This is a genomic window from Streptomyces sp. NEAU-174 (assembly GCF_052665095.1).
The window spans coordinates 17,050-40,582 of sequence record NZ_JBQTCE010000007.1; the positions used below are offsets into that span (position 1 = coordinate 17,050).

19 protein-coding genes are annotated in these 23,533 nt (G+C 70.6%); 6 read left to right on the forward strand and 13 right to left on the reverse strand.

The genetic code is table 11. The features are described 5' to 3' along the window. Positions 1-42: 42 nt before the first annotated feature. The 6 genes from ACT2CW_RS20755 to ACT2CW_RS20780 are packed head-to-tail and all read right to left on the reverse strand — an operon-like array spanning position 43 to position 5,839. On the reverse strand, positions 43-339 hold the full coding sequence (locus ACT2CW_RS20755; RefSeq protein ID WP_164424270.1) for an O-linked N-acetylglucosamine transferase: 297 nt from the start codon (positions 337-339) through the stop codon (positions 43-45). Between the two features lie 4 nt (positions 340-343). Next, entirely contained in the window at positions 344-2,404 is a 2,061-nt protein-coding gene (locus ACT2CW_RS20760; protein ID WP_445517755.1) for a carbamoyltransferase family protein, read from the reverse strand. Between the two features lie 51 nt (positions 2,405-2,455). Then, positions 2,456-3,574, reverse strand: coding sequence for an HAD-IIIC family phosphatase (locus ACT2CW_RS20765; RefSeq protein WP_445517756.1), 1,119 nt, complete (start codon positions 3,572-3,574; stop codon positions 2,456-2,458). Next, on the reverse strand, positions 3,571-4,704 hold the full coding sequence (locus ACT2CW_RS20770; RefSeq protein WP_445517757.1) for an acyl-CoA dehydrogenase family protein: 1,134 nt from the start codon (positions 4,702-4,704) through the stop codon (positions 3,571-3,573). Before ACT2CW_RS20770 ends, ACT2CW_RS20765 begins: the two co-directional genes overlap by 4 nt. Next, positions 4,701-4,976 (reverse strand): acyl carrier protein, encoded by a 276-nt coding sequence (locus ACT2CW_RS20775; RefSeq protein WP_164424262.1) that lies wholly within the window; start codon positions 4,974-4,976, stop codon positions 4,701-4,703. The genes ACT2CW_RS20770 and ACT2CW_RS20775 overlap by 4 nt, the downstream gene beginning before the upstream one ends. Next, complete coding sequence (locus ACT2CW_RS20780) at positions 4,973-5,839, reverse strand: 3-hydroxyacyl-CoA dehydrogenase family protein (protein ID WP_445517758.1); 867 nt, start codon at positions 5,837-5,839, stop codon at positions 4,973-4,975. The genes ACT2CW_RS20775 and ACT2CW_RS20780 overlap by 4 nt, the downstream gene beginning before the upstream one ends. A 232-nt stretch (positions 5,840-6,071) precedes the next feature. Here ACT2CW_RS20780 and ACT2CW_RS20785 point away from each other — a divergent pair, with 232 nt between their 5' ends. After that, positions 6,072-6,728, forward strand: a complete 657-nt coding sequence (locus ACT2CW_RS20785) for a class I SAM-dependent methyltransferase (protein ID WP_182469882.1) — start codon at positions 6,072-6,074, stop codon at positions 6,726-6,728. A gap of 67 nt (positions 6,729-6,795) precedes the next feature. Here ACT2CW_RS20785 and ACT2CW_RS20790 read toward each other — a convergent pair whose 3' ends face one another. The 5 genes from ACT2CW_RS20790 to ACT2CW_RS20810 form a co-directional block, all read right to left on the reverse strand. Continuing rightward, a complete protein-coding gene (locus ACT2CW_RS20790) occupies positions 6,796-9,585 on the reverse strand; it encodes an AAA family ATPase (RefSeq protein ID WP_445517759.1) in 2,790 nt (929 codons plus the stop codon). 148 nt (positions 9,586-9,733) lie between these two features. Next, positions 9,734-10,801: a 3-dehydroquinate synthase family protein gene (locus ACT2CW_RS20795; protein WP_445517760.1), complete on the reverse strand. Its 1,068-nt coding sequence runs from the start codon at positions 10,799-10,801 to the stop codon at positions 9,734-9,736. Between the two features lie 83 nt (positions 10,802-10,884). After that, the gene (locus tag ACT2CW_RS20800) at positions 10,885-11,079 is read right to left on the reverse strand and encodes a ferredoxin (RefSeq protein WP_037961789.1); all 195 of its coding nucleotides are present in this window, start codon (positions 11,077-11,079) and stop codon (positions 10,885-10,887) included. A gap of 87 nt (positions 11,080-11,166) precedes the next feature. Next, entirely contained in the window at positions 11,167-12,360 is a 1,194-nt protein-coding gene (locus ACT2CW_RS20805) for a cytochrome P450 (protein ID WP_182469885.1), read from the reverse strand. Positions 12,361-12,486: 126 nt separating this feature from the next. Next, positions 12,487-15,324: an AAA family ATPase gene (locus ACT2CW_RS20810; RefSeq protein WP_445517761.1), complete on the reverse strand. Its 2,838-nt coding sequence runs from the start codon at positions 15,322-15,324 to the stop codon at positions 12,487-12,489. 818 nt (positions 15,325-16,142) lie between these two features. Here ACT2CW_RS20810 and ACT2CW_RS20815 point away from each other — a divergent pair. Next, positions 16,143-16,856 (forward strand): HAD family hydrolase, encoded by a 714-nt coding sequence (locus ACT2CW_RS20815; RefSeq protein ID WP_445517762.1) that lies wholly within the window; start codon positions 16,143-16,145, stop codon positions 16,854-16,856. 185 nt (positions 16,857-17,041) lie between these two features. Further along, a complete protein-coding gene (locus ACT2CW_RS20820; protein WP_164424247.1) occupies positions 17,042-17,668 on the forward strand; it encodes a TetR/AcrR family transcriptional regulator in 627 nt (208 codons plus the stop codon). A gap of 25 nt (positions 17,669-17,693) precedes the next feature. Here ACT2CW_RS20820 and ACT2CW_RS20825 read toward each other — a convergent pair whose 3' ends face one another. Then, positions 17,694-19,175, reverse strand: a complete 1,482-nt coding sequence (locus tag ACT2CW_RS20825; RefSeq protein WP_414080487.1) for an LVIVD repeat-containing protein — start codon at positions 19,173-19,175, stop codon at positions 17,694-17,696. 191 nt (positions 19,176-19,366) lie between these two features. Here ACT2CW_RS20825 and ACT2CW_RS20830 point away from each other — a divergent pair, with 191 nt between their 5' ends. The 3 genes from ACT2CW_RS20830 to ACT2CW_RS20840 all read left to right on the forward strand — a co-directional run bounded on the left by ACT2CW_RS20830 (position 19,367) and on the right by ACT2CW_RS20840 (position 23,088). Continuing rightward, positions 19,367-20,047 carry a DUF305 domain-containing protein gene (locus tag ACT2CW_RS20830; RefSeq protein WP_445517763.1) on the forward strand — a complete coding sequence of 227 codons (681 nt, stop codon included), beginning with the start codon at positions 19,367-19,369 and terminating at the stop codon, positions 20,045-20,047. A 182-nt stretch (positions 20,048-20,229) separates the two neighbouring features. Further along, a complete protein-coding gene (locus ACT2CW_RS20835) occupies positions 20,230-21,573 on the forward strand; it encodes an FAD-dependent oxidoreductase (RefSeq protein ID WP_164424241.1) in 1,344 nt (447 codons plus the stop codon). A 126-nt stretch (positions 21,574-21,699) separates the two neighbouring features. Beyond that, on the forward strand, positions 21,700-23,088 hold the full coding sequence (locus tag ACT2CW_RS20840) for a nucleobase:cation symporter-2 family protein (RefSeq protein WP_445517764.1): 1,389 nt from the start codon (positions 21,700-21,702) through the stop codon (positions 23,086-23,088). On the opposite strand, the gene ACT2CW_RS20845 is transcribed toward ACT2CW_RS20840, so the two are convergent. Continuing rightward, positions 23,002-23,409: an ArsR/SmtB family transcription factor gene (locus ACT2CW_RS20845; RefSeq protein ID WP_375792223.1), complete on the reverse strand. Its 408-nt coding sequence runs from the start codon at positions 23,407-23,409 to the stop codon at positions 23,002-23,004. The two genes, ACT2CW_RS20840 and ACT2CW_RS20845, sit on opposite strands and share 87 nt — an antisense overlap. Positions 23,410-23,533 lie beyond the last annotated feature (124 nt).

The following is a 23,533-nucleotide window of genomic DNA, read 5'->3' on the forward strand; positions in this document are numbered from 1 at the left end:
GTTGGTTTCGCGCCCCTGACGGGGGCACATCCAGCGGAGTGACTAGGTGTCCGAGGTGACGCTCTCCCCCGTCCGGGCCGCGCGGCGGCGTTCGTCGCCCGCCTTGACCAGGGCGTATCTGATGGCCAGGGCGGCCGCGTTGACCGCGTGAAGGGCTTCCTGGGCGCCGGTGTCCGGGTGTTCCTGGCCGGTGGCGGCGGCCGAGGTGCACTGGGCGGCCTCCAGGCAGGCCACGCACGCCTCCACGAGGGCGTCCGGGCGGGTGCCGGAGGGCCGGCCCAGTTTCGTCAGCAGCCGGGTGATCTCCCGGTGCACTTCGGTGATCGGGTCCGCCGCCATCGGGTCAGCGCTCCCGGGTGCCGTCGTCCGCCGACGGACCGATGTCCCCGGCCGGGGTCAGGGTGAGGAACCGCTGCTCCCACAGGGCGAACACCTCGGTGGCCAGCGCCTCGGACAGCCCGCCCGCGACGGTCTTGGCCAGGTCCCCGAGCGTGGTGGTGCCGTCCACCGCGCCCAGCAGTTCGTACAGCTCGGGTGACACCTTCGCGGACGGGCCGCCGTCGTAGTCGAGGGAGATCTCGTGGGTCTTCGCCCCCGCCGAGGCGTCAGGACCGGCGGTCGTGCGCTCGGCCAGCCGGGTCACCGGGCGGAACCGCGGCACCAGGGCGCCCAGGTCGGGCGAGGGTTTGGCGCGGACCAGGCAGTCCTCCACCACCAGGGCGTCCAGGTCGGTGGTGAGGAAGCTGGTCACCACGTCGTCGAGGCTCTGCACGATGGGTTCGGCGTTGTTGTTGAAGGAGGTGTTGAGGAGCACCGGGGTGCCGGTGAGCTCGCCGAACCGCCGTACCAGGCGGTGGAACCGCTCGCCCGACTCGGCCGAGACGACCTGCACCCGGGCGGTGCCGTCCACGTGGGTGACCGCGCCGAGTTCCGTACGCCGCTCCGGCAGCACCGGCACCACGAAGGACATGAACTCGTGGTGGCCCTCCGCGCCGGAGAGGTCGAAGTAGTCGGGGGCGGCCTCCGCGGTGACCACCGGGGCGAACGGCCGGAAGCCCTCGCGCTTCTTCACCATCGCGTTGATGCGGGTGCGGTTCTCCTCGGGGCGCGCGTCCGCGACGATGCTGCGGTGGCCCAGCGCGCGGGGGCCGAATTCGGACCGGCCGTGGGCCCAGCCAAGCACCTCTCCCCGGGCGAGGAGCCCGGCCGCGGTCTCCACGGCGTCGCCCGGGAACTCCACATCGATCAGCGGCGCCCAGTCGGCCAGCCGGGCCCTGATCCGCTCCCGGTCGCCGAGCGCCGGGCCGAGGCTCGCGCTGAGCAGCCGCTTCCTCGGCCGCTGGAGGGTGCCCAGGCTCGCCGCCGCGGCGTAGGCGGCGCCCTCGCCGGCGCCCGCGTCATGCGAGGCGGGGTGCACGAACACCTCGTCGAACAGGCCGGATTTGAGGATCAGGCCGTTGAGGCTGGAGTTGTGGGCGACGCCGCCGCCGAAGCACAGGCGCGACAGACCGCTGGTCTTCGCCCAGTGCTGGAGGATGTGCAGCACGATCTTCTCGACCGTCTCCTGGAGCGCGGCGGCGAAGTCGCGGTGCGCCTGGGTGAACGGCTCGCCCTTGCGGCGCGGCCGGAAACCCTCGGCGTAGAACAGCGGGCTGACCAGGTTGGGCACCATGATGTTGCCGTGCAGCTCGTACTCGCCGTTGTCGCGGAGGGTGTAGAGCTTGGCGAAGGTGTCGCGGTAGGTGGCGGGGTCGCCCCAGGGGGCCAGGCCCATCACCTTGTACTCGTCGCCGAAGCCGTAGCCGAGCAGATAGGTGGCGTTCAGATAGAGCCCGCCCAGTGACTTGGACACGGGGTAGTCGGCCAGCTTCTCCAGCTGGGTGCCCCAGGCGCGGTAGACGGTGCCGGAGTGCAGCTCGCCACGGCCGTCCAGCACCAGGACCAGGGCGGATTCCATGCCGGAGTGCAGATACGAGGAGTACGCGTGTGCCTCGTGGTGCGGTACGTACACCAGCTTCTCGTCCGGCAGGTCCCAGCCCAGGCCCTCCTTCAGCCGCTCCCGGATCAGCTCCCGGGAGTAGCGCAGGGGCACCCGCGGATATTCGGTGTAGAGGTGGTTGAGGACGGTGTCGATGTGGTTCTCGGGAAAGTAGTAGCCCACCGCGTCGACGTCCTCGGGCCGCGCACCGGCCAGGGCCAGACACTCACGGACCGCGTTGAGGGGAAATTTCGTCGTCTTTTTGATCCGGTTGAGCCGCTCCTCCTCCACCGCGGCCACGAGTTCGCCGTCGCGGATCAAAGAAGCCGCCGAGTCGTGGAAGAACACCTCACCCAGCTGCGGCACCACATCGGTGTCCGCGGCGGAGAAGTTGCCGTTGAGCCCGAGCACAAGCACAGTGATCACCCAAACCAGTCAGAGGCGAACGCGAGGATCCGGGGCGGAAGCGCCCGCCGGTCAGCGGGAGTGCGGCAGCGCCGCGTCGGCGAGGTCAGGCGCCGTCAGCCGCAACGTCGTCGGGGCCGGCTGGAACGCGGGGGTGAGGTGGAGGCGTTCGACCCCCTCCTCGCCGGGGGGCGCGAGGGCCGCGGTGCACCCGCAGGTGGTTTCGGCGAACCCGGCGAAGCGGTAGGCGACCTCCATCATCCGGTTGCGGTCGGTCCGCCGGAAGTCGGCGGCCAGGTGCACCCCGGCCCGCGCCGCCTGGTCGGCCAGCCAGTTCAGCACGGTGGATCCGGCGCCGTAGGAGACCACGCGGCAGGAGGTGGCGAGCAGTTTCAGATGCCACACCTTCGGATGCCTCTCCAGCAGCACGATGCCGACGGCCCCGTGGGTGCCGAACCGGTCGCCCATCGTGAGGACCAGCACCTCATGGGCGGGGTCGGTGAGCAGTCCGCGCAGTACGGAGTCGGCGTAGTGCACACCGGTGGCGTTCATCTGGCTGGTGCGCAGGGTCAGTTCCTCGACCCGGGACAGCTCCCGCTCGGTGGCGCGGGCGATGGCCATCCGGATGTCCAGGGTGCGCAGGAACTCCTCGTCGGGGCCGCTGAATTCGGCCCGCTCGGCGTCCCGGCGGAACCCCGACTGGTACATGGCCCGCCGCTGCCGCGAGTCCACGGTGACCACGGCGGGGCTGAACTCGGGCAGCCCGGTGAGCCCGGCCACGTCCTCGGCCCGGTAGCAGCGCACCTCGGGGAGCCGGTAGGCGACCTCGGCGCGTTCGGCGGGCTGGTCGTCCACGAAGGCCATGGCGCGGTGGGCGAAGTTCAGCCGCTCCGCGATGGCGCGCACCGCTTCCGACTTGGGGCCCCAGCCGATATGCGGCAGGACGAAGTACTCGGCGAGACCCAGCGCCTCCAGCCGTGCCCAGGCGTGGTCATGGTCGTTCTTGCTGGCGACCGACTGGAGAATGCCACGTTCGTCGAGGGTGGTGATGACATCGCGCACCCACTCGAACGGCGGCACCTCCCCTTCCTCGAGCAGGGTGCCGCGCCACAGGGTGTTGTCCAGGTCCCAGACGAGACATTTGACGGCCGTCGGCGGCTCGCTCCCGCTCACGGGCTTCCCCTCCGTCATGCTTGCACCTTCCTCCGCGTGTGCTGGGCCGGCTTCCGCGTGTGCTGGGCCAGGATGAGCTGGCAGATCTCGCTGGTGCCCTCGATGACTTCCATCAGCTTGGCGTCGCGGTACGCCCGGGCCACCACATGGCCGTCGGAGCCCGCGGCGGACGCCAGGAGCTGTACGGCGCGGGCCGCGCCCTCGGCCGCCTCGCGCGAGGCCACGTACTTGGCGTGCACCGCGTCCACCGCCATGTCGGGCGAGCCGGCGTCCCAGGAGTCACTGGCGTGTTCGCAGGCCCGGGTGGCGTGCCGCTCCGCGACATACAGCTCGGCCAGGTGCCGGGCCACCAACTGGTGCTCGGCGAGTACCCGGCCGGACTGCTCCCGGGTGGCGGTGTGCGTGGCGGCGGCGTCCAGGCACGCGCGCAGAATGCCGACACACCCCCACGCCACGGACATCCGCCCGTAGGTGAGCGCGGCGGTGGTCGCGAGGGGCAGCGGCAGCCCGGTGCCACCGAGTACGTGGTCGGCGGGCACCCGGACCGCGTCCAGGGTGATGTCCGCGTGGCCCGCGGCACGGCAGCCCAGCGGGTTCGCCACCCGGGTGATCCGGACTCCGGGCGCCCGGGCGGGCACGACCACGGCCGTGGCGCCGCCCCGGTACATGCCGAACACCACCAGCAGATCGGCGTAGTGGGCGGCGGTGATCCACACCTTCCGCCCGGTGACCACCACGTGTGTGCCGTCGTCGGCGATCTCGGTCTCCATCGCCGACAGGTCGCTGCCCGCCCCTGGCTCGCTGAACGCGACCGCCGCCAGGTCGCCGGAGGTCAGCCGGGGCAGAAAGGTGTCCGACTGCTCCGGGCCGCCAAGTCTCCGCACGGTCCACGCCGCCATGCCCTGCGAGGTCATCACGCTGCGCAGGGAGCTGCACCGGGCGCCGACCAGCGCGGTGAGCTCCCCGCCCGCCCGGCTGTCCAGCCCGGTGCCGCCGTGCTCGGGGCCGACCTGTGCGCACAGCACTCCGGAGGCGCCGAGTTTGACCAGCAGGTCGCGGGGCAGCTCCCCGGCCACGTCCCACGCGTCGGCCCGGTCCCCGATCAACTCGCCGACCAGCTCGGCATGGCGCGTGACGGCGTCGGTCACGGCTGTGCCTCGCGCAGCCGCAGGACCATCCCGGTCATCGCGTTCACCGTGCGGAAGTTGTCCAGCGCCAGGTCGGGGCCGGTGATCATCACGTCGAAGGTCGACTCCAGGTGCACGACCAGTTCCATGGCGAACATCGAGGACACGGCACCGCTGCTGAACAGATCGGTGTCCGGGTCCCAGGTCTGCTTGGTGCGCTGTTCGAGGAACTGCTGCACCTCCTGCGCCACCGTCTCGGCGGTGTGGCTGCCCGGCTTCGATGAGATGGTCACGCCAGTTCCTTCCCGTATGCGTAGAACCCGCGGCCCGACTTGCGGCCCAGGTGGCCGTCGCGGACCTTCTCCAGCAGCAATTCGCTCGGTGCGCACCGGGAGTCCCCGGTGCGTTCGTGCAGCACGCGCAGCGAGTCGGCGAGGTTGTCCAGGCCGATCAGGTCCGCGGTGCGCAGCGGCCCGGTGCGGTGGCCCAGGCACTCCCGCATCAGGTCGTCCACGGCCTCCACCGTCGCGGTGCCCTCCTGCACCACCCGGATCGCGTCGTTGATCATCGGGTGCAGCACCCGGCTGGTGACGAACCCCGGCCCGTCGCCGACGACGACCGGCTTGCGCTCCAGCGCCCGCAGCAGGTCCGTCACGGCGGCCATCACCACGTCCCCCGTGCGGGGGCCGCGGATCACCTCCACCGTGGGGATCAGATAGGGCGGGTTCATGAAGTGGGTGCCGACCAGCCGCGCCGGATCGGCGATGAAACCGGCCAGTTCGTCGATCGGGATGGAGGAGGTGTTGGAGATCAGCGGCACCTGGGCTCCGGTGAGCCCGGCGACCGCCTCGAGCACCTTGGCCTTGGTGGGGGTGTCCTCGGTGACGGCCTCCACCACGGCGGTGGCGTCCCGGCCGTCGGCCGGGGACGCGGTGACCGTCAGCTCGCCCTGCGGGCGGCCGGCCGGCAGGGCTCCCATGAGCTGGGCCATACGGAGCCGTTCGGTGACCGCGGCCCGCGTCCGGCCGGCCCTGTCCTCGTCCACCTCGACGACCGTCACCGGGATTCCGTGGCCGACGGCGAGCGAGGTGATTCCCAGTCCCATCGTTCCTGCGCCCAGCACCATGAGCCGCGGCGCTTCCGCATGTCCGCTCATTCATCGCCCTCCGCAGCGCGTTGTGAACAACGTGCCGACCATGACACGCGCTTCCGCGTTCACGATATTGTCCGGGCGTTCGCGCAAATCCCCTAAGGATCCCCCCTAGACCCCCCTCAGCCGGAATATGAGTTCCGGCATTCCGGCAGGCGCCATTGCGCGGCGCGTCCGCGGATTCTTAGCATCGGTCGCATTGACTTTCCCTTTCACCTTTGCGGGGTGCGACAATCCGATGGCTCAGCAAGTCGATGTGACCGAAGAAATTCTCGGCTATGTACGGGAACTGTCCCTGCGCGATGACGAGGTGCTGGCCGGGCTGCGGGCGGAGACCGCCGGTCTGCCCGCCGCGCAGGCCATGCAGGTGATGCCCGAGGAGGGCCAGCTCCTCGGGCTCCTGGTGCGGCTCGTCGGCGCCCGTTCGGTGCTGGAGATCGGCACCTTCACCGGATACAGCACACTGTGCATGGCGCGGGCGCTGCCGGCCGACGGCTCGCTGATCACCTGCGACATCACACCGAAGTGGCCGGGGCTCGGCCGCCCGTTCTGGGAGCGCGCCGGGGTGGCGGACCGCATCGATGTGCGCATCGGTGACGCGAAGGACACGCTCGCCGGACTGCGGCGGGAGGGCCGGGAGTTCGACCTGGTCTTCATCGACGCGGACAAGACCGGCTACGCCCACTACTACGAGGAGTCGCTGGCGCTGCTCCGGCGCGGCGGGCTCATCGTCCTGGACAACACCCTCTTCTTCGGCCGGGTGGTCGACCCGGCCGCGCAGGACGCCGACACCGCCGCCCTGCGCGAGGTGAACAAGCTGCTCCGGGAGGACACCCGCGTCGAGATCAGCATGCTCACCGTGGGGGATGGCATCACGCTCGCGGTCAAGCGCTGACACCGCGCACACCCCACCCCCACGACGGCCATGCCCCGGGGTCCGCCCGGGGCATGGCCGTCCGCTGTCACGCCAACTCCATGCGGTCGGCGTAGAGTTCGGTGGGCAGTTGCTCCCGGTGCTTGATGTCCAGCTTGCGGAACACCCGGGTCAGATGCTGCTCCACGGTGCTGGCCGTGACGTACAGCTTTCCGGCGATCTCCCGGTTGGTGTAGCCCATGGCGGCCAGCGACGCGACACGCCGTTCGGAGTGGGTCAACCGCTCGATCCCGGTGTCCGTCTTCGGCATCAGCGCCGTGGCCTGGGAGGGGTCGTCGGCCGGCAGCCACTCCTCGTACAGCGAGGCCGCCTCGCACATCTTCGCCACGTGCCAGGCCCGGCGCATGGTCCGGCGGGCCTGCTTCTTCTCCCCGAGCGCGTGGTACGCCTGGCTGAGGTCCCACAGCGTGCGGGCCAGCTCGTACTTGTCCTCCTGCTCGGTGAACAGCCCCACCGCCTCGTTGAGCAACTGCGGCCGCCGCTTGGCCGAGCTGGTGGCCGCCAGGAGGCGCAGCGACTGCCCGCGGGCCCTGGCCCCGTCCGTGTGCGGACGGCTGAGCTGCTGGTAGACCAGGATCCGGGCCTGGTCGTGGTTGCCCTGTGCGAGCCAGGCCTCCGCCGCCCCGATCCGCCACGGCACCGGGTCGCAGCCGCTGCTCAGCCCCCAGTCGGTGAGCAGTTCACCGCACAGCAGGAAGTCCGCGAGCGCCGCCTGGTGGCGGTTGGCCGCGAGGAAGTAGTGGCCGCGGGCGAACAGGTAGTGCAGCCCGTAGGTGCTCTTGAACATGGCGTTGGGCACGGTCTGCGCGACATGGAACCCCGCTTCCTCGTACCGGCCCATCCGTGTGCACGCCAGGATGAGGGCGCCGAGCGGCAGCCCGATCGCCACGCCCCACGCGCCGGGGGAGGCATGGGTGAGGGCTGCCCGGGCCCGCTCAGCGGCCTCGGCGAGGTCACCGCGGCGCAGGGCGATCTCCGACCTGGCCGCCGCCAGCACCGCCTGCCGCATGGGGACATGCGGTCCCCCGCCGGTCTCGCCGAGCGCGCCCTCGCACCAGGAGGACGCCAGGTCGATCCGGCCGCCGTAGACCAGTGCGAGCAGGGCGAACAGTCCCGCCTGCTCCTGGCATGCCGGGTCGTGGCCGAGCTGAAGTTCGCGCAGTACCTCCTCGGCGCGCCGTACGGTGTCATGGGTCTGGCCGCCGGTGAGCACATCGGCCAGCACGGTGCCGGCCCGGGGCCACACCGCCGCCCGCGTGGCCGCGGAGCCACCGTGGTGCGCCGGGGCGGCGCGCCGCTCGGCCAGCCAGGGGTAGGTGCAGGTGAGCGCCGCCTCGATGGCGTGGAGCTGGTCCGTGGCGGCGGGGTCGTCGCGCAGATGGGCGAGCAGCCCCTCCACCTCGGTCAGACCGCCCTTCCACAGGAGTTGCATGAGGAGGGTGACGCTGTCGGGGAGGCCGAGCCGGCCGGCCCGGACGGCGCCGTAGAGCGGTGTGTGGTGGCGGGTGGCGGTGGAGGGGTTGATCTTCCATTCCGCCTCGGCGAGTTTGGCCTGGAGGGCGGCGCGCCGCTCCTCGTGCGGACACTGCTCGAAGGACTGCTCCAGCAGATCGACGGCGATGGACGGCTCTTCGCCCACCGCCACCTGCTCGGCCACCTCCAGCAGCACCTCAGCGGGCCACGAGTCGGGGATCTGCCCGGCGCGCACCAGATGGCGGGCGATCGTGGTGGCGGGCCTGCCCTGGTCGTGCAGCAGCCGCGCGGCCCGCTGGTGCAGGATCCTGCGCTCCCGCGCGGGCATGTCGTTGAGCACGCCGAGCCGCGCCGCCTCGTGCCGGAACGCGCCCTCGTCCATCAGCCCGGCCCCGGTCAGCGCCGCCAGCACCTGGCTGATGGGCTCGGGCTCATGGCCGGTCAGCCAGGCGAGGTCGGTGGCGGGTAAGGAGGCGCCCACCACGGCCAGCGCGCGCACCACGTCCAGGAAGATCGGCTCATTGCGGTGCAGACAGCTCAGGAAGGACTGTCCGTAGCCCGCCTGGCGGGGCTCGCCGTGCTCGCCGTAGTCGGAGAGCAGGGTGTGCAGCAACAGCCGGTTGCCGCCGGTGGCGGCGTAGACGTCGCCGGCGCGGTGGCTCGCGGTCTCGCCCAGCTCCGCCACGACCACGTCCGCCACCTGCTCGCGGTTGAGCGGGCCCAGGCCGATCCGGCGCAGGCTCTGGGAGCGCAGCAGTTCGTAGCGGAGCGGCAGGGACGGCGCGGGCAGGCTCAGGTCGTCGGTGAACACGGCCGCGATACGTGCCGCGTCCAGGCGGCGCACCAGCTGGAGGAGGAAGTGCGCGGAGCCCGGGTCGCTGTGCCGCACATCGTCCACGGCGAGCAGCAGCGGGGTGTGCTCCGCATGGTCGATCAGCGAGGTGCACAGCCGGTGGCACAGCCGGGCGGTCTCGGCCTGGTCCGCCGGATCGCTGGTCCCGTGGAGGATGGCCGACAGCCCCGGCACCTCGGGCAGCCCGCCCGGTGACTTCCAGACACCGCGGGCCAGTTGGGAGACGACGCCGAAGGGGAGCTCCCGCTCGCTGGGGGAACACGTCGCCGTGACGGCGAGGTAGCCGGCCTCCGAGGCTCGCTCGGCGAACGACCGGAGCAGGGTCGTCTTGCCGCATGCCAGCGGTCCGTCCACGAGAAGGGCCTGCCCGGGCCGCACCGAAGAGTCACCGAATGGATGTCCGAGGTGCGCCGCGGCATTCCCTATTCTGTCCATCGGACGGGAATTCCGCTCGGTATTCACCGGCATGGCATAGCTGTAGGGCATGTTCATGGTCCCCGATCGAGGTCGACGAAATGCGGACTCGCGGCCCTTGGGTCAGACCAAACGTTGATCGGGAAACGATTCCATCAGCACGCCCGTACCAGCATCAACCCCTACCGGAACCTCCGCCCCCTAACCGACCCCAACGCATCTCCCTTTATGCGCCGCGCCGTTCACGGGGCATCTCCGCGAGGGTGGCGCTGACCGTCTCCTCGGGGATCCCGCGCACGAGCCCCGGACCCTCGGGCCCGTCCAGGACGAACGTCAGCCCGTCGGTGGCCTTCTTGTCCAGCCGCATCAGCTCCACCAGCTCGGGGACGGAGACCTGCGGGGGCAGCTCCGTCGGCAGGCCATAGCGGGCGACCACCTCACGGTGCTCGGCGACCCGCTCCGGGCCGATGCGTCCCAGCGCGCCGGCGAGCCGCCCGGCGAACACCGTGCCGATGGCCACGCCCTCCCCGTGCCGCAGCGCGAACCCGGTGGCACGTTCCAGCGCATGCCCCAGCGTGTGGCCGTAGTTGAGCAGGTGGCGCAGGCCCGAGTCCCGTTCGTCCGCGGCGACGACGCCCGCCTTGAGCGTCACACTGGCCGCGATCTGGTCGAGCAGCGGCAGCCGGTCGAGATCGGGCGCGCCGATGAAGTGGCAGCGGGCGATCTCACCGAGGCCGTTGCGCCACTCGCGTTCGGGGAGGGTGTCCAGGTGGTCGAGGTCGCAGAGCACGGCCGTGGGCTGCCAGTAGGCGCCGACGAGGTTCTTGCCCTCGGGCAGATTGACCGCGGTCTTCCCGCCGACACTCGCGTCCACCTGGGCCAGCAGCGAGGTCGGCACATGGACGACCGGTGTGCCCCGGTGGTAGAGGGCGGCGGCCAGGCCCACCGTGTCGGTCGTGGTGCCGCCGCCGCACGACACCACCACATCCGAGCGGGTCAGCCCGAATCCGACGAACTGGCGGCACAGGTCCGTCACGGCGGCCAGGTCCTTGGCCTCCTCTCCGTCGCGGGCCGGTACGACGAGCGAGGGCACTCCCGGGTCGGGGGTCCGCTCGGGGGGCCGCGCGGTGACCACCACCGCCTTGCGCGCCCCCAGGGCGGCCACCACCTGCGGGAGCAGCCGCTGCACACCGCGTCCGATGTGGACGGTGTACGAGCGTTCGGCCAGCCCGACGGTGACCTGCCGGGAAGCGGACGCGGAACTGGCGGCCGGACTGGAAGTCGACGTGGTCAAGACTGCCTTCCCCTCGCTTGCGCGGCCCCGGCGAGAAACGTCTCGCCGGGGCCGCGATCGGGTGTGGAGCGTTTGCTGATCCGCTAATCCTCTACCGCGATCGCGGCGGCCGGGCAGAGGAACGACGCCTCGGCGACGCTGTCGCGGAGCGCGAGCGGCGGGTTCGGGTCCAGCAGCACGACGGCCCCGTCCTCCTCCCGCTGGTCGAACACCTCCGGCGCGGCCAGCGCGCAGTGTCCGGCCGCGCAGCACTTCTCCTGATCCACCGAGACCTTCACCATGGTGCTCCCCTCTCCTTCTGTTGTCCGCCCGGCCTCCGGCCCGCGGTCACCGGCCATCGGCCATCACTGGTGACCGGTGACCGGTCACCAGGCGACGGGCACACGGGCGACGCCGAAGTTCATCGACTCGTACAGGAACGCCAGGTCCTCGAACGGAACCTCCAGCCGCAGCGTCGGCAGCCGGCGCACCAGGGTCTCCAGGGCGATCTGGAGCTCGACCCGGGCGAGGGTCTGCCCCAGGCACTGGTGCACGCCGAAGCCGAACGCGACGTGCTCGCGGGCGTTCGGCCGACTCAGGTCCAGCTCGTGGGCGTCCGCGAAGTGGGGATCGCGGTTGGCGCTGGGCAGGTTGATGATCACCCCTTCACCGGCCGGGATGAGTACGCCGCCGACCTCGACGTCCTCGATGGCCACCCGTCCGGTGCCCTCCTGGACGATCGTGATGTACCGGAGCAGTTCGTCCACCGCGTTGGGCATCAGCCCGGGGTCCGCCCGCAGCCGGGCGAGCTGGTCGGGGTTTCGCAGCAGCAGGACGGTGGACAGGGAGATCATGTTGGCGGTGGTCTCGTGCCCGGCCAGCAGCAGCACCAGGGCGGTGGCGACCACCTGTTGCTGGGTGAGCGCGCCCGTCCGCTCCTGGTCGACGATGAGCCGGCTGAGGAGGTCGTCGCCCGGGGCGGCGCGCTTGGCCGCGCACATCCGGGAGACGTAGTCCACCATGACACCGAGGGCGGCGCCCATCTCCTCGGTCGACACGGTGAAGTCCATGACGCCCTGCGACGCCCGCTGGAACTCGGCGAAGTCGGCGTCCGAGACCCCCAGCATCACGGCGATCACCTGGGACGGCAGCGGGAAGGCGAAATCGGCCACCAGGTCGGCCGGCGGCCCCTCGGCGATCAGCCGGTCCAGGAGGCCGTCCACGATGTCCTGGATCATCGGCCGCATCGCCTCGGTGCGCCGGATGGTGAAGTGGGCGGTGAGCATGCGGCGGATCCGGGCGTGCTCCGGATCGTCCATCCTCCCGAGGTTGAACACATCGGCCGGCACCTCGAACTTCACAAAGCGGGGCATCGCCTTGTGAGTGCCGTCGGCGCTGAACCTGTCGTCGCCGAGCACGGTCCGCGCCTCGTGATAGCCGGTGACGAGGAACGGGGTGCTGCCGTCCCACATCCGCACCCGTGTGACGGCGGACCGCTCGCGCAGCTCCTCGTATCCCGGCGGGGGTGAGAACGGGCATGCAGCAGCCCGCAGTTCGGGGTAGTCGCGTATCTCGTCCATGCCTGTCCGTCCCGTCAGTCGCTCCATCGCCGCCACTGCGCCGCCCTACGGATTGCCAAGTCTGGTCCGCGCGCCCGCTCCCCAGTCCCCTAACCACTCCCCTATCCCCCCTTGCCTCGGGGGCGGTCAGCCGGACGACGCTCCCGTGGCGCCTATGAGCAGCCACAGCCGGCGTGACAGCTCCTGCCGGTTTCCCACCGAGAGCTTGCGGTAGATGCGGGTCAGATGCTGCTCCACGGTGCTGACGGTGATGTACAGACTCTTGGCGATCTGCCGGTTGGTCATTCCGGACGCCGCCAGCGTGGCCACCCGCCACTCGGCCTCCGACAGGACGGGTTGCTCGGCGCTCTCGGCCGCCGTGCCGGGGGTGTCGTCCTCGGCATGTCCGGAATCGCCCGCGTCCTTGAGCGGTTGAGGGCTCCCGACGCTCTCAACACCCTCCACGACGAGCTCTCGCCGGCTCTCGTGCTGAGCGCTCATCCCGCACTCGTCCATCAGCTTCTGCGCCTCGTGCCAGGTGGTGCGCGCCTGTTGGGTCTCCCCGGTGCTGAGGTAGTCCTGGCTGAGCTCGGCCAGCGTACGGGCGAGCTCATAACGGTCGCCTTGCTCGCGCAGGCACTTGGCGGACTGGTAGAGGAGCAGTCTGCGCTTGTCCGGGTCCTCGGCCATGGCCAGGATGCGCAGCGCCCTGCCCCGGGTGCTCAAGGGCCGGTCGGGCGACAGCTTGAGCTCTTCCAGGGCGAGTCTCTTGGCCTCCGCAGGTTCATGGACCCGCAGATACGCCTCGGCGGCGTCGACGCGCCAGGGCGCCAGGTCACCGAAGTCCACGGGCCACTGGTCGATCAGCATCCCGCTCGCCATGAAGTCGTTCAGCGCGGCGTACGGGCGGTTGGTGGCCAGGCAGTACTGCCCCCGGGAGCGGAGGTACTCCAGTCCCACCACGCTGTCGAACATTTCCTTCGGCACCCAGTAATTCACATACCGCTGGGCCTCTTCGAGTCTGCCGACGGCGGTGTGGGCCGCCACCAGCACGGACAGCGGCAATCCGATGGCGACACCCCAGCCGCGCGGCGGGATGGAACGCAATGCCGTACCCGCGAGATCGATGGCGGTAGTGAAATCCCCATGGCGGCAGCGGATATAGGCGCGCATGGACAGGGCGACGGCGCACGGGGTCTTCATGTTCAGCTTGTCGGCCGCGGTGTAGAGCGCCCCGCACAGCCGGTCCGCCGCCTCCGATTCTCCCCTGGCGGCCAATGCCCAGACGATACGGCAGGCGTATGCGTAAGCGAACCAGAAATGGTTGGAGGGCGACAACAGGTGCATGGCGTCGGGGGAGAAGTCCGCCATCTGCCGAGGGTCCTGAAGATGCCCGATCTCCATGCCCAGCTCGTCCACGGAGAGCTGGAGACCGTGCTCCAGATTGGCCGCCCACAAACCGTCGACTTCCCCGTCCGGGACATCCTGTCCGGGAAAGTCATGGATCAGCGTCGGTTTGAGGAAGGTGACCCACTGCCGGGTCACCCGCAGGGCGGCCATACTGGACGCGGTGTCGGTGTCGTCACAGCCCGACGACCATTTGAAGGTCTCGTCCGCGTCGGCGTACCGGCCGAACCACAGCACCATGAAGAGCAGGAAGCACTGATACGGCTCCGGGATGTCCGCGGGGGATTCCGCCCGGATCGCGGCCAGCAGGCGGTCCAGCTCGGGTTCGGCGGCCGCCGGATTGCTGGACCATAACGCGCCGACCAGCGCCATGAGAATGTCCATGTGCTCCCGCCGGCTGAGGTCCGCGCGCTCGGCGAGCCGCAGACTGGCGATCGCCTCCTCCGTGCAGCCCTCGTCGAGATTCTTCTGGGCCGCCTGCCAGAGCACGGCCACGCCCTTTTGGTCCGGCGTTTTGTCGGCGGTGACCAGGAGTTCCGCCACCGCGATCGGGTCGGCCCCCTCGGCATACAGAAGTTCGGCCGCCTTCGCGCTGAGGCGGGCCCGGTCCTCAGCCGCCAGCGTCTCCAGCGCGACGGAACGAGCCGCGGGGTGCCGGAAACGCCCGTCCCGCAGCAGGCCCGCGGAGTTGAGGAGGTCCATGGCCCGGGACACGCGGTCCGCACCGCATTCGAGCAGAGTGGCCACCCGACAGGGGCTGCCGTACGGGCCGAGCACGGCGAGCGCCTGTGCCACCTGGAGCAGCGCCTGATGACACAACAGGGACAGGCGATAGGCCTCCTGGAACTCCGCCCCGACCGTGACCTCCGCACCCGCCCCACTCCGAGCGGCCTTGAGGTGGTCCCGCAGCAGGGCCTTGACCAGCCTCGGGTTACCTCCGCTGATCGCGTAGCAGGAGGAGTGGATCCGGCCGGCCAGGTCGGCGTCGCCGTACCGCTCCAGCAGGCGTTCGACTCCGGACTCCGGGAGGGTGCCGATATCGATCTTGTAGAGGTGGCGGAAGCTGTGAATGCGGGTGCACAGGTGGTGGGTCTGCCCGCTGGTCATCACGACGAGGGTGCGGGTGCCGGACGCATGCCGGGCGATATGCAGAAGGCACATCAGGGAGGGATAGTCGGCATGCTCGGCATCATCGACCGCGAGGATCAGTTGCCTGCCGCCCGCGATGCGGTGCAGCACATCGGATATCTCCCGGACCAGACTTCTCAGCAGATCGTGCTCGGCTTCGGCATACCGCTCCCCGGCGGTCCTCCAGCGCGCCACGACATCCAATGCGTCGGTGGCCGTGGACGATCGGATCAGCTGTTCCACGATATTGAACGGAATGGCGGTGTCGTCCGCGAATCCGGACGCCGTGAGACAGACCGCACCCGATGCGGCCGCCCGCTCCTTCAGACTTCCCAATAAGGTGGTCTTCCCGACACCGGGCCCCCCGGTCACTTGCAGAAGTCCGCCATTGCCTTCTGCTGCGGCGCCGAGAACATCGCGGAGTTCGGATTGATAATCTGTCAGTCTCATACTCATCAGTCCTCGCTGTGGGGGTTGCGTTTGAGCGATGAGTTGATATCCGCAGTCATCCCGCCCTGCGGAGGAAGGTTTCTCTGGCGAGACAGATATCCGTGATGTCCGCTGCGTCGGCGGCGGCGAATTCTCTGATGTGGATCACCTCCGGTGGGAGCCAGTGCCCTTGACGATCATATAAGCAGAGACGCAACCGGAACGATAGCTTCCATCGGTTGTGACCTCAGCCACGGTTACCTGCCCCCGTGTGATCGTGCTCAACTGAGCGGGCGGCCTGTCCGCACACCCCGGAAAGGGCGGAACGCCACCGGCGCCGACGCGCACAACAAAAGGAGAGTGCGGCATGCCGACGCGAATACACCTCAGTCTATGAAACCGGTTGCGGAAACCGGCCACGTTCTTTGCTTTGTGCAAAGCCGGCGTTTACCAGCAGCCACCCCGGTCGGTCGCCACTCCCGGCCCGCCGCGGCGAGCTCCGGACCGGCATACGCCCAACCCGTGGCCATCCCCCGGTTGCCTCGACGTCATGTCACGTACCATTACCGGCAACCTCCTCGCGCTCAGCAGATATCGCCTGCCCCGACTCGGTCGCGGAGTTACGGGGATTGACCCCTGTATGATCACCACGACAGCGAGACCATAAACGGCCTCCACCTCATGAATCCCCTAAACCCTGCGCCTTGATTCGGCCGGTATTTATCTGCCAGCAAAACGGCCGAAACGGATGCGCCGGTGGCCGAAGAGGATCGGGCCCACGGCATACGATGCCGGAAGTCCCGGCTCCTGGCCACATCGAAGATGAGGGAGCGTCAACTGTGACCATCAAGGGTGCCCTGTTCGACTTCTCGGGGACGCTCTTCCGCGTCGAGTCCACCGAGTCCTGGCTCCGTGCCGCGCTGGAGCGAACCGGAACCACCGTCCCGGAGGAGGAGGTCGTACGGTACGCGCGGGATCTGGAGGACGCCGGGGCGCTTCCCGGCGGCGCCCCGCCGCTCGCGGTGCCCCCGCAGCTGGAGGACGTGTGGCGCGTACGGGACCGCGACGCCGAGCTGCACCGGGCCGCCTACACCGGTCTGGCCCGCCAGGTGCCGCTCCCCCGCCCCGAGCTCTACGACGCCCTCTATGACCGCCATAGGGAGCCCGCCGCCTGGCGGCCCTACCCCGACGCCCCCGAGGTGCTGGGCGAACTGCGCCGGCGCGGTGTGCGGATCGCGGTGGTCAGCAACATCGGCTGGGATCTGCGCCCGGTCTTCCGCGCCCACGGCCTGGACGGGCTGGTGGACGCCTATGCGCTCTCGTACGAGCACGGCGTCCAGAAGCCGGATCCACGGCTGTTCCAGGCCGCGTGCGACGCGCTGGGGCTGGACCCGGGTGACGCCGTGATGGTGGGCGACGACCGCCGGGCGGACGCGGGAGCGGCGGCCCTGGGCTGCCGGGTCCATCTGGTGGACCATCTCCCGGTGGACCGGCGCCCGGACGCCCTGCGGGCGGTTCTCGGCCCGCTGCCGGACGCCGCCACGGCTCCGTAGCGCCCCAAGGTCGGGCCCCGCAAGGGTTCCAAAGGCGCCCCAAAGGCGCGAGACCACCGGTTCGGGCGATCCCCCCGTGTCGCCCGAACCGGCGGAGACATGCGTCCGCCCCCCAAGGGAACGGCGGACAACCGCACGTCCCCTGAGTATATTGGCTGACAGCCAGCCAACGCAGGAGTTACAGCATGGTCCCCCGAAGCCCGTCGGTCAATGAGGAGTTGCGGCGCCGATCCCAGGCCCGTCTGCTGGAGGCGACGGTCGAGCTGATCGGCGAGCACGGCTATGAGGCGACCACCCTCGCCGATATCGCCGACCGGGCCGGGGCGGCCCGCGGTCTGGTGTCGTACTACTTCCCGGGCAAGCGGCAGCTGCTGCAAACGGCCGTCCACCGGCTGATGCACATGGAGCTGGCCCGGGCGCTCGAGCGGGAGCCGCGGCCGGAGGGCGAGGAGGCCGGGCGGGAGCTGCTGGCGCGGGCGATCGACGCGATCCTGGGCCTGGCCCGGGACCGGCCGCGGCTGATGCGGACGCATATGGCCGGGATCCTCACCGCCGAGGGCTTCATCCAGTGCCCCGAGCAGCAGCGGCTGGCCGCCCTGCTGCGGGACACCGTCACGCGGTACGGCTCCGAGGACCCCGAGGCCGACTACCGGCTGCTGCGCGCCCTGCTGATGGGCGCGGTGGTCGCGGTGCTGCTGCCGGGCGCGCCGATGGCGCCCGAGCGGCTGCGGGCTGAGCTGTTCCACCGCTACGGACTGGACTGGGAGCTGGGGCTCCCGCCGGGCGACGAGCCGCCCGGCGGGAGCCGATGAGTGCTCTGGGCCAGGGAGCCCCCGCTCAGCGGTAGTCGGGCTGCGTCTGCGTGTTGAGCTCGCGCAGCCGGACTGACTCGGCGCTGTCGGTGCGCCGGTCGTGGATCTTCAGGACGTCGAAGCCCTTGTTGATGTCGTTGGAGTAGATGTAGCCGTTGTAGTAGTACGCGGACCAGGAGCCGCCGGTGATGAGCGTGTCGGCGGAGAGCGGCCCGCGCTCGAAGTAGCCGATCTCCTTCGGCCGGTCGGAGTCGGTGAAGTCCCAGATGGACACGCCGCCCTGGTACCACGCCTGGACCATGATGTCGCGGCCCTTGGCCGGGATCAGCGAGCCGTTGTGGGCCACGCAGTTCTCGGTGGCGGCCTGGTGGCGCGGGATCTTGAAGTAGCTCCGGAAGACCAGCTTGCGCTTGTCGCCCTTGCCGACGATGTCGTAGATGCCGTCGGCCCCGCGGTCCTGGCCCACCTCGGTGTTGCAGGTCGCGGCGCCACCGCCGCCCAGCTCATCGGTGAACACGACCTTGGTGCCGCGCTCGTTGAAGGTGGCCGAGTGCCAGAAGGCGAAGTTCACGTTGTCCTCGACCCGGTCGATGACCCGCGGCTTCGCGGGGTCGGCGATGTCGAGCAGGATGCCGTCGCCCATGCACGCGCCCGCCGCCAGCTTCAGCGCGGGGAACGTGGTGAGGTCATGGCAGCCGGTGGTCTGGGAGACGCCGGGGTTGGTGGGCCCACCGGGGTTTCCGCCGTCCGGGAAGAGCACGGGGAAGTCGATGACCGCGGCCTTCTCGGGCGCCTCGCGGGGCACCTTGATGACGGAGATGCCGTCGTGCGGAGGCTGGCAGTCCGGGAAGGTGGCGCTGGGCGAGTACGAGGAGACGTAGATGTACACGTCCTTGCGCTCGGGCACCAGGGTGTGGGTGTGCGAACCGCAGGAGGTCTCGACGGCGGCGACGTACTCCGGGTTCCGCTTGTCGCTGATGTCGAAGACCTTCATGCCCTCCCACGAGGACTTCTCGGTCGCGGGCTGGGTGGTGCTGTTGCAGGAGTTGTCGCTGCGCGAGGAGTCGGTGGAGAGGAAGAGCAGGTCTCCTGAGACCGACACATCGTTCTGCGAGCCCGGGCAGAGCACCTGGCTCACGATCTTCGGGCTCTTCGGCCGGCTGATGTCGTAGATGACAAAGCCGTCGTAGTTGCCCGCGAAGGCGTACTTGCCCTGGAAGGCCAGGTCGGAGTTGACGCCCTTGAGGTCCTGCTTGGGGATGTTGGTGAGGTGGCTGACATTGTCGCTGTGGACGATCTGGTCCACACCGGGTATGTCGCCGTTCTCGATCGCCGCCCTGGCTTCCGACTGCTGACTCTTCGTCACCCGCTCCTTGTGGGGAGCGTCACCGGGGTCGGGCGTCGCGGCCGCCGGGCCCGCGGCCAGCAAGGTGGCCACCAGTCCGAAGGCGGCCGCGGCCGCGCCGAGGTATCTGCGCCGCTGCGGGGATCTTTCCCACGGCTTCACTGCGTCCTCCCTTTGTCGCCGTCTCCGCTCGGAGTTGAACGGTTGACGGACGGGGGAAGTATCGCTCTATCCATGTACACCACAACAGGCAGCAACATGTTCGTAAAGAGATTTTCCCAACGCGCCCGGACCGGGAGCGCCGCTGACGTGCTAAGACGGTCTGCGGATCCCAAGCGCCCCAGGAGGCCACGGTGTTGAACCGCCGTACGACGCTCCACTCCGCATCCCTCGTGGCCGCCGCGGCGGCCGCCGTGGCACTCGTCCTGACCGGCTGTGACACGGAGAGCGGTGGCGGGGCGGACGCGGGGAAGGGCAAGGACGGGAAGCCCGCGGTGATCGCGCCGGGCAAGCCCGGCGAGGCGGCGAAGAAGCTGTCGGCCGAGGAGGCGGCGAAGGCGGGGGACGACGACTCCCCCAACACGGCCGACCGCTCCTACGTCCGCATGATGATCGAGCACCACCGGCAGGCCCTGGTGATGACCGGCCTCGCCGCCGACCACGCCAAGTCGGCGAAGGTCAAGCGGCTCGCGGAGCGCATCGCGGCCGGGCAGAAGCCGGAGATCGAGGCGATGCGCGCCTGGCAGAAGACGGCGGGCGGCGAGCCGAAGGGCGGCGACGGGGACGGCCACGAGGGCCATGACGCGAAGATGCCGGGGATGGCCACCGAGGCGCAGCTCGCGCGGCTGCGCGCCGCCAGGGGCGCCGACTTCGACGCGCTCTTCCTCAAGCTGATGATCACCCACCACCGGGGCGCGGTCTCCATGGCCACGGATGTGCTGGCCCAGGGCAACAACGTCCGGGTGGAGGAGATGGCGAACGACGTGATCGCGCAGCAGAGCAGCGAGATCCGGCGGATGCGGCAGATGTCGTAGCGGGTGGTGCGCGGAGCCCTGTTCGGACCGTCGGACCGGCTTCGAGCCGGGCTCGCGGCGCGGTCGCGGACCAGTGGACCGGCGGCCGGGCGGTGTCACCCGGAACGGTCCTCGGCGCGTAGTGCCGGACAGGGCGCCCCGCCGGGTGGGATGCTGGAGACATCCTGCGGAAGGAGCTCCTCGTGCTTCGCGTCGCGGTCATCGGTTCCGGGCCGAGCGGGGTGTACGCCGCCCAAGCGCTCGTCCAGCAGCAGGCTGTCCCCGAGGTGTCGGTGCATGTGCTGGACCGGCTGCCCTGTCCCTACGGGCTGGTGCGCTACGGCGTCGCACCCGACCACGAGAAGATCAAGTCGCTCCAGAACACGCTGCGCACGGTCCTGGAGCACCCCCGGGTCAGCTTCCTCGGCAATGTGGAGGTGGGCCCGCCCCCGCTGGTGCCCGAGCGGCTGCTGGGGCTCTACCACGCGGTGGTCTACTGCGTGGGCGCCGCCACCGACCGGCGGCTCGGCGTTCCGGGCGAGGAGCTGCCGGGCAGCTTCTCCGCGACCGAGTTCGTCTCCTGGTACAGCGCCCATCCCGACGCGACCGTCGACTCCTTCGCGCTCGGGGCGGGCTCCGCCGTCGTCATCGGGGTGGGCAATGTCGCGGTGGACGTGGCGCGCATTCTGGCCCGTGGAGCGGAGGAGCTGAGGCCCACCGATGTGCCGCACGCCGCCCTCGGGGCGCTGTCCGAGAGCCAGGTCTCGGACATCCATATGGTCGGCAGGCGCGGGCCGTCGCAGGCGAAGTTCACCACCAAGGAGCTGCGCGAGCTGGGCGCGCTGACCGGCGCCGATGTGCTGGTGCGCCCCGAGGAGCTGGCGCTGGACCCGGCGTACGAGGACCCGTCGGGGCTGCCGGGGATCAACCGGCGCAATGTCGAGGTGCTGCGCGACTGGGCGCGGCGCGCGCCCGCCGGCCGGCCGCGCCGGATCCATCTGCGGTTCTTCCTCAAGCCGGTGGCGCTGCTCGGCGAGGGCGCGGTGCGCGCGGTGCGCTTCGAGCGGACCGCGCCGGACGGGCGCGGCGGGGTCGCGGGCACCGGGGTGTTCGAGGACATCGAGGCGCCGCTGGTGCTGCGGTCGGTGGGCTATCGGGGGGTGCCGCTGCCGGGGCTGCCGTTCGACGAGGAGCGCGGCACGGTCCCCAACGCGGCGGGGCGGGTGCTGCGCGGCGGCGTGCCCTCGCCCGGGGAGTACGTGGCGGGGTGGATCAAGCGCGGCCCGACCGGGGTGATCGGCACCAACCGGCCGTGCGCGAAGGAGACCGTGGCCTCGCTGCTGGCCGACGCGGACGCGCTCGCCGCCCGCCCGGTGGCGCCGGATCCGCTGCGGGCGCTGCGCGAGGCGGGGGTGGAGCCGGTGGAGTGGACCGGCTGGCTGCGGATCGAGGCGGCCGAGGAGGCGCTCGGCGAGGCGCTGGGGCGTACGAAGGTGAAGATCCCGGACTGGACGGGGCTGCTGGGCGCGGCACGCGGACAGGAGTGATCCGGGCAGTCCAGGGGGTTGACACAGGGCGGTAACACCCCTGCAATCAACAGATTGTTGAAGTCTTCTACGGTCGCCTCACCTGATCCGCCGCCCAACCCCACCCGCGCCGCGCGAGGAGCCGCCATGACGTCCGTACGCCATCCCGTGGACGAGGTACCGCCGCCCGGCCGGCTCGCCGCCTTCGGACTCCAGCATGTGCTGGCCATGTACGCGGGCGCGGTGGCCGTGCCGCTGATCGTCGGCGGGGCGATGAAGCTGTCCCCCGCCGACCTGGCGTATCTCATCAACGCCGATCTGCTGCTGTGCGGTATCGCCACGGTCCTCCAGTGCGTGGGGCTGTGGCGGTTCGGCGTCCGGCTGCCGATCATGCAGGGCTGCACCTTCGCGGCGGTCACCCCCATGGTGCTGATCGGTACGGAGGGCGGCGGGCTGCGCGCGATCTACGGCTCGGTGATCGTGGCCGGGGTGGCGATGATCGTGCTGGCGCCGGTCTTCGGTCGGCTGCTGCGGTTCTTCCCGCCGCTGGTGACCGGCACGGTGATACTGGTCATCGGCCTTTCGCTGCTGCCGGTCGCGGGCAACTGGGCGGCGGGCGGCCAGGGCGCGCCGGACTTCGGCGCGCCGAAGAACCTGGGCCTGGCCGCCGGGGTGCTGGTCCTCGTCCTGGCCGTGCAGCGGTTCGCGCCCGGGTTCCTCAGCCGGGTGGCGGTGCTGGTCGGGATCGTGGCCGGGACGGCGGCCGCGGTACCCCTGGGCTTCACCGACTTCTCCGGAGTGGGCGACGCCGACTGGGTCGGCGTCTCCACCCCGTTCCACTTCGGCGCCCCGACGTTCGAGACCCCGGCCGTGGTGTCCATGCTGGTCGTCGCGCTGGTGACGATGACCGAGACCACCGGCGACTTCATCGCGGTGGGCGAGCTGACCGAGCGCCCGGTCGACGGGAAGCGGCTGGCGGACGGACTGCGCGCGGACGGTGCCGCGACCGTACTCGGCGGGGTCTTCAACACCTTCCCGTACACCGCCTTCGCGCAGAACGTCGGCCTGGTGGGGATGACCCGGGTGCGCAGCCGCTGGGTGGTCGCTGCCGCGGGCGGCCTGCTGGTGCTGCTCGGGCTCGGCCCGAAGCTGGGCGCGGTGGTGGCGGCGATCCCGGCCCCGGTGCTGGGCGGTGCGGGTCTGGTGATGTTCGGTACGGTCGCGGCGAGCGGGCTGCGCACCCTGGCCGGGGTGGACTTCCGGGACAACCACAACCTGACGGTGGTGGCGGTGTCGGTCGCCGTGGGGCTGCTGCCGGTGGGTGTGCCGGGGATCTACAAGGAGTTCCCTGACTGGTTCCAGACGGTGATGGACAGCGGGATCAGCGCCGGGTGCGTCACCGCGATCGCGCTCAATCTGCTCTTCAACCACCTGCCGGGCGGGCGGACTTCAGCCCCGGTCGCCGCCGAGGCGCCCCTCCTGGAGGGCCGCGGCGGCGAGGACGCTGTCGAGCAGTCCGGGGAACAGCGCGTCTAGGTCGGCGCGGCGCAGCGCGCTCATCTTGGCGGTGCCCCGGTAGATCTGGTGGATCACACCGCATTCGCGCAGCACCCGGAAGTGGTGGGTGGTGGTGGACTTGCTGACCGGGAGGTCGAAGACCGAACAGGACAGCTCGCAGTTCTCCTCGTCGAGCGTCCGCACCACCCGCATCCGCATGGGGTCGGAGAGCGCGTGCAGCACGTCCTCGAGGCGGATCTCCTCGCGCCGTGGATGCTCCAGCGAGCGCCCGGCCGCCGGGGGCTGGGCCGACGCCCGGGGCCGGGACTGGGGCGCGGTCGGCGTGGTCTGCGTCTGCACGGCTGCTCCTCATCGCCTCGTTCCGAGACCTCCAGTGTAGTTTGACGATCGCCGTACTACTTCGGCTCCGAACTACTCGAGGCCCCGAACCACTCGAGGCCCCGGACGGGACGGCGGTGTCGCT

Excerpts from the sequence above, each read along its gene's own strand:
- ACT2CW_RS20755 (WP_164424270.1), bottom strand. The coding sequence starts at position 339 with ATGGCGGCGGACCCGATCACCGAAGTGCACCGGGAGATCACCCGGCTG.
- ACT2CW_RS20765 (WP_445517756.1), bottom strand. The coding sequence starts at position 3,574 with ATGACGGAGGGGAAGCCCGTGAGCGGGAGCGAGCCGCCGACGGCCGTC.
- ACT2CW_RS20780 (WP_445517758.1), bottom strand. The coding sequence starts at position 5,839 with ATGAGCGGACATGCGGAAGCGCCGCGGCTCATGGTGCTGGGCGCAGGA.
- ACT2CW_RS20785 (WP_182469882.1), top strand. The coding sequence starts at position 6,072 with ATGGCTCAGCAAGTCGATGTGACCGAAGAAATTCTCGGCTATGTACGG.
- ACT2CW_RS20790 (WP_445517759.1), bottom strand. The coding sequence starts at position 9,585 with ATGAACATGCCCTACAGCTATGCCATGCCGGTGAATACCGAGCGGAAT.
- ACT2CW_RS20805 (WP_182469885.1), bottom strand. The coding sequence starts at position 12,360 with ATGGACGAGATACGCGACTACCCCGAACTGCGGGCTGCTGCATGCCCG.
- ACT2CW_RS20810 (WP_445517761.1), bottom strand. The coding sequence starts at position 15,324 with ATGAGACTGACAGATTATCAATCCGAACTCCGCGATGTTCTCGGCGCC.
- ACT2CW_RS20820 (WP_164424247.1), top strand. The coding sequence starts at position 17,042 with ATGGTCCCCCGAAGCCCGTCGGTCAATGAGGAGTTGCGGCGCCGATCC.
- ACT2CW_RS20840 (WP_445517764.1), top strand. The coding sequence starts at position 21,700 with ATGACGTCCGTACGCCATCCCGTGGACGAGGTACCGCCGCCCGGCCGG.